Source organism: Nostoc sp. S13 (assembly GCF_029379315.1).
In the GTDB taxonomy this organism is placed as follows: Bacteria; Cyanobacteriota; Cyanobacteriia; order Cyanobacteriales; family Nostocaceae; genus Nostoc.
This window is the reverse complement of the sequence record NZ_JAQYWQ010000166.1, coordinates 1-11,176: the sequence shown is the minus strand read 5'-3', so window position 1 is coordinate 11,176 and position 11,176 is coordinate 1. Positions and strand designations below refer to the sequence as shown.

The following is an 11,176-nucleotide window of genomic DNA, read 5'->3' as shown; positions in this document are numbered from 1 at the left end:
ATGTTGTAATGTTAATGACCAACGTTGTAATGTTTCTCCTTAATGTTGTAATGTTAATGACCAACGTTGTAATGTTTCTCCTTAATGTTGTAATGTTGATGACTAACGTTGTAATGTTAGCTATGCATACCGTCTTATAAAAAAGCGTTCCCCCTTTTAGCGCAACCCAACAAACCCAACCCCCAGTAATTTTTACACAACTTTCTCCTTTAACCGAAAACTATAGCCTCTCCACCACCCCCCTAACAATGCAATTTAGAGCAGGGTGATTTGTCGTAAACTTCCCCTCCTCGCTTGCGGGGCAGGGAGATTTGTCGCAAACATTAGACCTCTTGCAAAAGAAATGTGCATTACCTCTGGTTACAAGGCAGAGCCTTGTAATGCTCTTGTGGGAGGGCTGCTGCCTCCTGTCAAACTGGGAGGCAGCAGCCCTCCGAGTGATCAGATTCCCAGGCAGCAGCCCAGGAACGAAGCAGGGCAAGACTTTTATCTTAATAAGCTTGATATGCACATGAGACCCAATTTGTAAAGTGCGTAAGTCCTAATTTGGGGAAAAGTCAGATGTCAGCACAGTTGAAAATTCCATACTCAACTATGGACATGGTATATTAGACCACAATTTATAAATACAGTTATTTAGTTAGCGATCGCTTGAGTTACGATAACACCTGCAAATACCTCGCTGAAAACTACCCTGCTGAGTTTGCTAGCTGGTTACTCTCAATTGACACGTAGGTTTGCTGTAATTAAGCCGAAGATAGAACAGCAGATTCGCACTTTATTGATCGCTCAACTAGAAGAATAAGCTGAAGCGCTGTTGGATTTCTCCAGTCAAAGTGATTTAGTGAATTATTTACCTCAACCTAATCAGGAAGATTAAGTTTCGTCATTCCGATCACTAAGCACTTCTAAGAGCCACAATTGGATCAAGTTTAGCCGCGCGACGTGCAGGAACAACGCCAAAGAATAAACCAATACCAGCAGAGACACTAACTGCCATAGTAATCGCTACGGGAGAAAGACTCGCTTCTAAAGGAGTCAAGGCTCCCACTAATAGAATGCCACTGATACCAACCGCAGTCCCAACTAAACCGCCAGCTGCGGAAACTATCACTGCCTCAATGATGAACTGTAGCAAAATATCTTGCTCAGTTGCCCCGATCGCTTTTCTCAATCCGATTTCTTGGGTGCGTTCGGTGACGGAGACAAGCATAATATTCATGATGCCAATGCCGCCGACAAACAACGATATGCCAGCGATCGCTGCTAACATAATTGTCAATGCACCTGTAATTTGACCGACAGTTTGCAAAGCATCTTTCTGGGTGCGGAGGGTAAAGTCATCTTCACCATTAATTTTGTGTCGTAGACGCAACAAATTAGTAATTTGAAATTCTGCTGCATCCACGCTCTCGGAATCACGAGCGGCAGCGACGAGATAATCTAAGGCAATGCCATAGGGAGAATTCTTTCCCACAAGTCGATTTGCTGAGGTTGTAATCGGTATTAAAGCAGCTTCATCATAATCTGCACCGACGCTAGAACCTTTGGCTGTTAACGTCCCAATCACTTGAAAGCTGGTATTTCCAAGTCGCAATTGCTGACCGACAGCGTTACTATTACCGAATAGTTTTTCTGCCAAGTCTGCACCTAGCACAACAACTTGGTTACTTCGCTTGATGTCTACCTCAGAGAAAAACCTGCCTTTAGCAGTATCAAAATCCCGCACCGATAGGAAACTGGGAGTTGTGCCAATGATGTTGACATCGGTGTTTCTGTTCCGGTATGTAACTACCTGTCTTCTGTTTAACTCTGGTGCAACTCCTACTACTGTTGGTACCTCAGAAGCGATGGCATCCGCATCTTGTAACACCAAAGTTTTTGGCACTTCAAAGGAGATACGCTGAGTTTCTCGATTACCTGGAATCACAAACAGCACATTAGGCCCTAATGACTCCAGCTGTTTATTCACGTACTTTTGGCCACTTTCGCCAATACCAATCATGCCAATAACTGAGGCGTTACCAATAACTATACCCAGCATGGTGAGGGCACTACGCAGCTTATTTGACAGCAAGGTTTTTCCCGCCATTTGGATACTTTCTAAAAAGTTCATACTAATCCGTAATTCGTAATGACGCTCGATAGCAAAGCGTTAGCGACCTAAGAGCGTCTGACTCGCTAACGTAATTCGTAATTAAAATTTAAAAAATCTTGTTATCAGAGGTTTTCCATCTATTAACCTGCTGTTTAAACAATATATTCTTGCCAAAAGAATTATTTATTATTTTTTTCCTTGTCCTTTCCGATTTTGTAGTCTTTGGGTGGATTAACAAAAATGCGATCGCCTTGTTTAACTCCCTCTAAAATCTGAGTTTGCTCTTGGATTTGCGCCCCAACTGTAACTTCGCGGAATTGGGGTTTCTTGTTTGCATCTGGTACAAGTACGCCAGTTTTACCCTTTTCGGTGACGATTGACACCGTTGGTAATACTAAAGCATTATTGACGCGATCGCCCAAAAAAGTCAGATCCACATTTAAGCCAGAACGTAGTTTATCTATGCCAGTATCGAGAGCAACCCGCACCTGGAACGATGTCACACCTTGTTCCACCACAGCTTCTGGAGCAATCAGGCGCACATGACCTTTAAAAACTTGATCGGGATAGGCATCGGCGACAATTTCCACCTGCTGTCCCTGTTTCATTCTGCTAAGATCAGCTTCGGGAACTTGAGCTAATATTTCTAAACCGCGTGCTACAGCGACAATTGAACTAGAGGTTGCCGATGCACTACTAGAAGCAGAAGTTGTGGGTGTAACAAACGCGCCTGGTTCGGCATACTTTTGCGTCACAATTCCCGAAAGAGGAGCGCGAATAATTGTATCTTCCAACTGCACTTGCACACCCTTCAATTGAGCCTCAGCAGCTGCAACAGCTGCTTGACGCTGGACAATTTCCTCAGAACGGGTGCCATCTTCCAACAGAACTAATGCTGCCCGTGCTTCATTCACAGCCGCTTGGCGTTGGTCGATTTCTTCAGTCCGAGTGCCACTTTGGACTAACGACAATCGTTTTTTAGCTTCTTCTAAATTGGCTCTAGCACTTTTGTCGTCGCTGATAGCTTGATCGAATAATTGTTTTTTCTCTGCTCCCTGTTCGTATAAGTATTGATAACGCTTTACCTGTTGAGTGTTGTAATTCACCTTTGCTTGAGCCGCATCCACTTGGGATTGAGATTGAGCAACCTCTTGGGGACGATTACCAGCGCGGGCTGCGGCTAACTGGGCTTGAGATTGTGCTAATCGCGCCCTAGCTTGAGCGATTTCTTGAGGACGACTACCAGCAACGGCTTCGGCTAGTTGTGCTTGACTTTGGGCTAAGTTAGCACGGTATTGGCTCCTTTGGGCTTCAATGCTGGCACTATCCATGCGGGCGAGAATTTGCCCTTGTTGAATGCGATCGCCCTGTTCAACATATAATTGCGACAGCACTCCGGGGTTCTTCGGACTAATATTTACGCTCTGAACTGGCACGACTTTCCCACTAGCTGTAATCCGCAAAGTAACGTTTTGCGCTGCCACTGGCACAGTTAATTGAGTAATGTCTTCTTTTCTGCCTTGATTTACCAGGGTGTAGGCTGTGATACCAACAACTAAGACACCCCCTGCTATCAACCCCATCAGCCAGCGTAATGGATACTTAACTTTGCCGATAACAGGAATTTCTATGTACGTAGACATATCTAGAAGCCTATGAATCTTGTTTTATGCGAGTAGCTTTTAATTAAAGGGCAAGTGCAGGAATACGGTTTTTTTCAAACTTTTTGATTAAATCTTTATTAGTAAACTTACAACTAGACGCATAATTAGCTTTATAGTTGCTTAATCTTCCTTCATAATAGGCATTACATACCTGTATGTCTTCACCTAAATGGGTGACTTTAGCCACTGATGTACTGTGGCGGGAGTTTGCCTACCTGTAACAATTGGCTCCCCTACGGTTATTGAGAATGGTTTGAGTAATTATTGCTGAAATTGGGTTAATAACCAAGCACCAACTTGACTTTGATTTATTTGACGAGTTCGCCGTAATGCTTCGTTTAATAAAGAAATTGCTAATCCAGACAATACCTGAGATTCTGTAATCCGCCTACTACCTTGGTTTTCAATAGCAAAAGCCATAACTTGCACATTCTGGACATTTAAAATCCAGTATTCTTTCACTCCTAAATCTTCGTACAAAAGCCGTTTTACGCCTTGGTCGTCAGCAAGTGAAGTATTAGCAACTTCAATAACCAAATCTGGTGGTGGATAGATATCTAGATTAATGATTGAAGTTCCATAAGGAATGACATCAGCATTCTCGCCAATATAGTAAGATACATCAGGTTGAGCTTCATTAAAGCCTGTTTTCCGATATGTACAGTTAGTTAAGCCTTTTGCGAGGATACCTTTGATTGTGCAAAAAAGGTTAACAGCAAAGGCAATAATTGTGTTGTCGCAGGCGTGGTCATGGCCAAGTGGTGGCATTTCAATCCTCATGTATCCATTGTGGTAGTAGCCTTTGGCTTTCTGGTAGGCAGGATTTTCAATTACTTGAATATATTCATCCCAAGTTGCTGCTATCCAGGTATCAGTTACTAATTGGATCTGTAATTCGCTCATAATATTGCTAAAGGAGAACTTTAACAACGATCATACAAGTTTTATCGAAACAGAATTCAGCTGTCTATTATTTGCCCCTAGCAACTTATTAGCCCTGCAATTGATTGCAAGGCTAATATAATAAAGGTTTTAGTTATCAAACAGAATTCAGGAGTCAGGAGCCAGAATTCAGTTGGGTATTTTGTGCGACACAACGACCGGCTCAGTGCATCGCTGGTGGATGAATAAACGGCGTTTTTGCACCCCCACCAAATTTTCTTGTTTTGTGGTCAACAAGAAAGTGGCGGGTCTGAATCCCCCACTGATTGCATTCTGACGAATGTATTCTGACGAATGTATTCTTCTTCAATTCACTTTCTCAAAACTACATGGAAGGAATTTAAATACCCAGTAATGGTTTTAGCTAATGTCTTCTGCTGTTTTTTTGTAGTTATTGCCATTACTTGATACAATCGTCCTTCAGCAACATACATCCTGCTTTTAGTGATTTTACCTCCAGAATTAATGTACTCAATTTCTTTGCCAGGATGATTATTGGAACTACGAATATTTCGTTGATTAATTAAATGACTTCTCGTAGTCTTGAGAGCTATATCCCGTGCATTATTAAGTACAGCTTGTGGGTCAGCCATTTGACCGTAACTATAAGGAAAATCATTGTAAGCAACTACATATGCTACTTGCTGTTTTGGTGGTTGAGCGACAAATGTTTCTAAGTTAATTTCCCCCATGTAAGTTTTTTGGTATTCGGTATTTCTGTTCGGGCTTCCGGGCATCAAAATAGTAAAGCGCCCATCTGGAGCGGTGAATAACTTCCATTTTGGCTGCGTGGGTTGAGAAACGGTTGGTTTGACAACAGCCTTTGGAGGTTTGGGTTGACGCGCTTCCACCAGAACAGATCCACCACAGATAAAAGTAGCGGCGATTAATGGCAACAGACTTTTAATTGTCATATTGTTTGCCTTTCGAGATGCTGATATTACTGATGATGCTAGCTGTTATAACCTAGCAGCACATAAAGCAGCACCAATTAGCCCCACTTGCGAGTTGAGGATAATATACACGGGTATATTTTCTAGGAGGGGGCGCATCCTACCTTTTTGAGTGAAATTTAATAAGAAACCACTGTTTTGGATTAACGGCAGGATTTTGGGCGCAATTCCACCAGCGATGTATAAGCCACCATAAGGTAAGAGTTTAAGAGCAAGATTCCCGGCTTCTGCACCATAAGCGTCTATAAATAATTGCAAAGTTTGTTCACAGAGGCGATCGCGTTTTTGTAGTGCAGCTGTACCAATCACAGCACCGGCATCGACGCTTTTCTCTTCTTGTCCCGCTTCTTGTTCCCAAGTTCTGACGATTTTGGCAATATCTGGTGATTCGGTGGCAAATTTGCGATCGCGCAAAAATTGGTAAATTGCCACAATTCCCATTCCAGAAACTACGCGTTCTACAGAAATGCGCTGGATATCATGTTTATTCAGCAGGTATTTCAACAATTGAAACTCGATCTCGTTTCGGGGAGCAAAATCAGTGTGTCCACCTTCTGAGGGAAAGACTTGATAGTCCTTTCCCTGCTTAATTAAAAATCCTTGTCCTAAGCCGGTACCAGCACCAATAATCGCAATCGGGGTTTCCGGTTGAGATTTGCCAGCTTGTAACGGGTGCAAGTCTTTTTTTTCTAAACCTGAAATGCCATAGCCAATGGCGGCGAAATCGTTAATCAAAGAAACATGTCGGATACCCAATTCTTCTTGTAGACGTTCGGTATCCAAAAACCAGGCTAAATTGGTTAGCTTGGCAGTATTTTTGACAATGGGCCCGGCGATCGCAAAACAAGCCTTTTGTGGTATTGGTGTATTAGCTTTGACCAAAAACTCCTGCACAATTGGTACTAAATCGGGAAAATCGCCACTGTGGAAGCTTTCCTGATAAATAGTATGTAAACTTTGTGAGTCTGATGTTTCAACCAATCTCAGAATAGTTTTCGTACCGCCGATATCTCCTGCTAGTAAAAAAGTCATAGAACTTATTCGTGAATTAATTACTTTTTTTGTAGGATATACCCAACGTATCAGAAGCCATGATTTAAAATCTCTATCAGAGGTTTAAGCAAATCGAATAACTTCTTCTATGTGGGTTAAATGGGAAGTATCTCCCGTTAGTTCTAATAACCATTCTGGGTCTTGGCGTACCACTTTTACCAGCGAACATAAAGAAGCTTTAACTTCTGTTTTGGCAATTTCCCCCACCAGCCCCATTGCTCCCCCCAACACAGATGCACCATGTGCTACTAGCAGGATATCCTCTGGGAAGAACTCAGTAGCTAAACATCTAGCACTTTGCCCAGAACGTTCTCGCACTTTTTCGTGAGTTTCAGGATATTTGGCGGCGATGCGCGAAGTATAGCTAAAGTCAATTCTGGGGAATAGCTGCGCTAATGCTGGAGTTGAGAGTCTTTCGGGTTCTTCTGTCATCCAAACTGGATTTAGCCATTCACTCAAACCTGTTTCCAATTTGATCGGCAAATTCAGAACTTCTGCAACTGCGTTTGCCGTTTGTACGGTTCGCAGGAAAGGAGAAGCGAAAATATGACCAATCTTTTCTCTTTTCAATCGTTTAGCTAACTGTTGTGCCTGCACCATACCATCATCAGACAAAGGTGGATCGTAGCGTCGTTCGGCGGTAAGAAACCAATCAGGGTTTACAAAGTCGAGGCGGTTAGCGTGTCTTGCTATCCAGACTATTTGACTCATGGGTTTAATTATTCCGATGAATAGAATTCGCCGCTAAACAAATATAGATATCTGCAAGGAGGGCTGCAAATATTAATATATGACAAAAATCGTAATAATTTGTAATAATATAAATGATTTGGAAAAGTTATTAGTATAGATTAGTTAAGATTTTGTAAGGGACTCAAATGTAAGTAGCAGATTGGGACGGTTCAAACGAAACTCCACTAGTAACAATACCATCAACAAAGAAATTGTTACTAGGTAATACTGCTCAAGCGTCTATACTCTGGTAGTAAGATAGGGTTATTATAGTCATCCCTTTGGTATTCCTAAAACTAGATATCAATTTAGATAACTGCTTATAACTTCAACCATCCAAATAGTTGCCCCACAGTTAATTTAAAATCGCTAACTAAATCGGGAACTGGTAATATTTCTTGTTCTTCTTGTAAAAGTTCTGGTTGCTGCTTTGGTGGATAAACTAAAACAGAACGATCGCCTGGATCAATCAGCCAACCTAAACGACTACCATGCTTTAGAGAATGTGAGATATTTCCAGTTACTTTAGTCTGGCTTTGATCTGGTGAAAAAATCTCAATTGTCCAGTCTGGATACGTGTGAAAAACATTTGCCACTTCTCCACGTTCATCTAAGGGAATTCGCTCCCAAGCAAATACAGCTACATCAGGGACAATTGAACGTCCGCCAAATGTACAGCACAACTCTGGAAATGCAAGGGCAATTCTTTGAGGTTTCGCTACAGAATTAATATTACTGACTAGTTCACCCTGAAGAATACTATGTTTTCCTTGAGGCATTGGTTTTTGAATAATTTGACCGTTAATGTATTCTGAGCTAGGCTTTGTTTCTGGTAGTTTCAAAAACTCTTCTAAAGTTAGGGGTTTAGTTGGTGATTTTACCATGCGCTTGTACCTCCCAAGTTTTCATTTAATTAATCACCCTAAATAAGCTTTTTTAACTCGCTCATCACTAATTAATTCTGATGCTGCACCTGTTAAAGTTATAGAACCAGCTTCCAAAACATAACCGCGATCGGCAATTTGCAGCGCCAGATTAGCGTTTTGTTCAACTAATAGAATAGTCACCCCTGTAGCCCGGAGATTTTCAATAATCGAGAAGATTTCCCGAACGATCGCAGGTGCTAAACCTAAGCTAGGCTCATCTAAAAGTAACAGTTGTGGTTTACTCATGACAGCACGAGCGATCGCTAACATTTGTTGTTCACCACCACTCAGGGTTCCTGCTAGTTGATTGCGTCTTTGTGACAAGCGGGGAAATAGCTCAAATTGGCGCTGAATATCTGCTTTCACCTCGGCTTGATTGGAGCGAATATAAGCACCCAAAAGTAAGTTATCAAACACTGTTTGTCGCGCTAATACTCTGCGCCCTTCAGGACAATGGGCGATACCAAGTTTTACAACCTCGTGAGCTTGGCGGCGGGTAATATGATGTCCATTATAAATAATTACGCCACTTTTAGGATTAACTATTTTAGATATGGCGCGGAGTGTGGTAGTTTTACCAGCACCATTGGCGCCAATTAGAGTAACTACCTCGCCTTTTTGAATAATTAAATTAATCTTTTTCAGAGCTTGGATACCGCCATAATTAACATTAAGTTCTTGTAGTTCTAAAATTGTATAATCTGGTTGACTATCTATTTTCATCGGCGGTTTACATCTTTAAAGGAGAATACATTCGTCAGAATTCAGGAGTCAGAATGCAATCAGTGGGGGATTGAGACCTGCCACTGATTGAAGACCACAAAACAAGAAAATTTGGTAGGGGTCTTAAACGCGTTTATTCATCCACCGGTCGCACAAAATTCATTCTGAGTTCTGGCGACTGGCACCTTTATTCTGTTTGATAAATGTTGAATGCTGATTTACAATTTAACATACATCAATTTAGGCGTAGCTCGTCGTAGACATCGCAACAAAAAAGAAAGTAGCAACGAAATACTCCAATTCTTGTAGTGTATTATTAATTCTGATAAACATATTAAGCATCCTGTGGCAAAAGCAGCAGATATAAGTAGTAAAAAACTGATTAGTTTAGCTCCCGATGCCTGGGTACAGTGGGTAACACAGCGTCCCGAAGTCGTGGCAAAAGAAATTCTCGGCTCGGAGTTTCAGTGGATTAACCGCGAAACAGATGTATTAGTGAAGGCATACAGCACCACCCACGGCGATTTTCTCATCCTCAACGAACTACAGTTGCGTTATACAGCACAGATGCCTCTACGTATGAGAGCCTGTGCAGCGCTAGCACAAGAGCGCTACCGATTGCCAACTTACCCAGTACTCGTTAATATCTTACCGCCCCCATCTACGTTAACTATTGTTAGCAGTTACGAGCAGGAATTTTTGGGATTACGTGCCATCCAAGATTATCGCGTGATTAATTTGTGGGAAATCGATGCTGAGATAGTGTTTCAGAAACCATTACCATCGTTGTTACCCTTTGTGCCAATCCTGCGAGGAGGAGGAGAAGCATCGGTTGTACAACGCGCTTTACAGGTGCTACGAGCAGATGCACAGTTGAACCAGTTAGAATCATTGCTGGCGTTTTTTGCTAGCTTTGTGTTAGACACGCCTTTAATCCAACAAATCATGAGGTGGGATATGGCAGTATTCCGAGAATCGCCTTGGTATGAAGAAATTGAGCAAAGAGGTATTCAACAGGGTGCGCGACAGCAGCTAATCCGGGTATTACAACAACGCTTTGGCGAAATTCCCCATGAGGTAGAAGTAAGGCTTGAGGGCAAGAATGTGGAGCAATTAGAAATTTTAATGGATGGCGCGATCGCTGTGAGTTCTTTAGAAGAATTTGTGAGTATTTTGTCTAAATAAATTCATTCATTTCCCAAATAAGCTTCAATTACAGCTGGGTCATTTCTAACTATAGATGGTTTACCTAAAGCAATTAATTGACCAAAATCTAATACAGCAATGCGATCGCACAAACCCATAACTAATGGTACATGGTGTTCAATGAGGATGATCGTCAAATTGAAGCGATCGCGAAGGCTGCGAATAAATGTACTGAGTTGTTGTTTTTCGTTGGGGTTCATCCCCGCCGCAGGTTCATCGAGAAGTAAGATTTGCGGTTTTAATGCTAAAGCGCGGGCAATTTCTAGGCGACGCTGAGCACCGTAAGCAAAGTTTTTGGCTTTTTCGTCAGCGCGATCGCTCAAGCCCACCAAATCCAATAAATCTAAAGCTATTTGCTTAGTTTTCAATTCTTCACTAGGGGCTGGTGGTAATCCCAAAACTCCTGTAATCATATTACTTTTAGTGTGTAAATGTCGGGCGATTATCACATTTTCTAACGCCGATAATTCCCCAAACAAGCGGATATTTTGGAAGGTACGGGCGATACCTAAAGCAGCAATTTGATCAGGACGTAGTTGGGAAATTTTCCCACCTTGATAAATTAATTGACCGCTAGAAGGTGGAATGAAGGCGGTAATCAAATTAAACAGTGTTGTTTTGCCAGCACCATTAGGGCCAATCAGTCCAAAAATCTCATGTTTATTTACACTAAAAGAAACATTATTTACCGCCACTAGACCACCAAAGCGGCGAGTCAATGCTCTTGCTTCTAAGATAATACTGCTGTTAGTTGCTGGAATACTATGTGACATTTGTGCATATTATTATGAATATAAGACTTACGCAATAATTCTCTAAAACTTTTATCGAACAGAATAAAGGTGCCAGTCGTCAGAATACAGGAAAGGTATTCTGTAC

The 11,176-nt window shown here is 41.8% G+C and carries 11 protein-coding genes; 1 reads left to right on the top strand and 10 read right to left on the bottom strand.

The features are described 5' to 3' along the window. Nucleotides 1-898 precede the first annotated feature (898 nt). The 9 genes from PUQ00_RS30310 to PUQ00_RS30270 all read right to left on the bottom strand — a co-directional run bounded on the left by PUQ00_RS30310 (nucleotide 899) and on the right by PUQ00_RS30270 (nucleotide 9,091). Nucleotides 899-2,116: an ABC transporter permease gene (locus PUQ00_RS30310; protein WP_300423467.1), complete on the bottom strand. Its 1,218-nt coding sequence runs from the start codon at nucleotides 2,114-2,116 to the stop codon at nucleotides 899-901. Nucleotides 2,117-2,277: 161 nt separating this feature from the next. Next, the gene (locus tag PUQ00_RS30305) at nucleotides 2,278-3,741 is read right to left on the bottom strand and encodes an efflux RND transporter periplasmic adaptor subunit (protein WP_300423465.1); all 1,464 of its coding nucleotides are present in this window, start codon (nucleotides 3,739-3,741) and stop codon (nucleotides 2,278-2,280) included. Nucleotides 3,742-3,784: 43 nt separating this feature from the next. Next, nucleotides 3,785-3,949, bottom strand: coding sequence for a hypothetical protein (locus tag PUQ00_RS30300; RefSeq protein ID WP_300423464.1), 165 nt, complete (start codon nucleotides 3,947-3,949; stop codon nucleotides 3,785-3,787). A 74-nt stretch (nucleotides 3,950-4,023) separates the two neighbouring features. Beyond that, a complete protein-coding gene (locus tag PUQ00_RS30295; protein WP_300423462.1) occupies nucleotides 4,024-4,665 on the bottom strand; it encodes a Uma2 family endonuclease in 642 nt (213 codons plus the stop codon). Between the two features lie 350 nt (nucleotides 4,666-5,015). After that, a complete protein-coding gene (locus tag PUQ00_RS30290; protein ID WP_300423461.1) occupies nucleotides 5,016-5,618 on the bottom strand; it encodes a hypothetical protein in 603 nt (200 codons plus the stop codon). A gap of 45 nt (nucleotides 5,619-5,663) precedes the next feature. Continuing rightward, nucleotides 5,664-6,689, bottom strand: coding sequence for a glucokinase (locus PUQ00_RS30285; RefSeq protein WP_300423459.1), 1,026 nt, complete (start codon nucleotides 6,687-6,689; stop codon nucleotides 5,664-5,666). A gap of 84 nt (nucleotides 6,690-6,773) precedes the next feature. Continuing rightward, a complete protein-coding gene (locus PUQ00_RS30280) occupies nucleotides 6,774-7,421 on the bottom strand; it encodes a histidine phosphatase family protein (protein ID WP_300423458.1) in 648 nt (215 codons plus the stop codon). Nucleotides 7,422-7,762: 341 nt separating this feature from the next. Continuing rightward, entirely contained in the window at nucleotides 7,763-8,326 is a 564-nt protein-coding gene (locus PUQ00_RS30275; protein ID WP_300423456.1) for a Uma2 family endonuclease, read from the bottom strand. Nucleotides 8,327-8,359: 33 nt separating this feature from the next. After that, entirely contained in the window at nucleotides 8,360-9,091 is a 732-nt protein-coding gene (locus tag PUQ00_RS30270; protein ID WP_300423455.1) for an ABC transporter ATP-binding protein, read from the bottom strand. Nucleotides 9,092-9,436: 345 nt separating this feature from the next. On the opposite strand from PUQ00_RS30270, the gene PUQ00_RS30265 reads away from it, so the two are divergent. Continuing rightward, nucleotides 9,437-10,276, top strand: coding sequence for an Rpn family recombination-promoting nuclease/putative transposase (locus tag PUQ00_RS30265; protein WP_300423453.1), 840 nt, complete (start codon nucleotides 9,437-9,439; stop codon nucleotides 10,274-10,276). Nucleotides 10,277-10,278: 2 nt separating this feature from the next. Here the strand turns inward: PUQ00_RS30265 and PUQ00_RS30260 are convergent, their stop codons facing one another. After that, entirely contained in the window at nucleotides 10,279-11,070 is a 792-nt protein-coding gene (locus tag PUQ00_RS30260) for an ABC transporter ATP-binding protein (protein WP_300423452.1), read from the bottom strand. Nucleotides 11,071-11,176 lie beyond the last annotated feature (106 nt).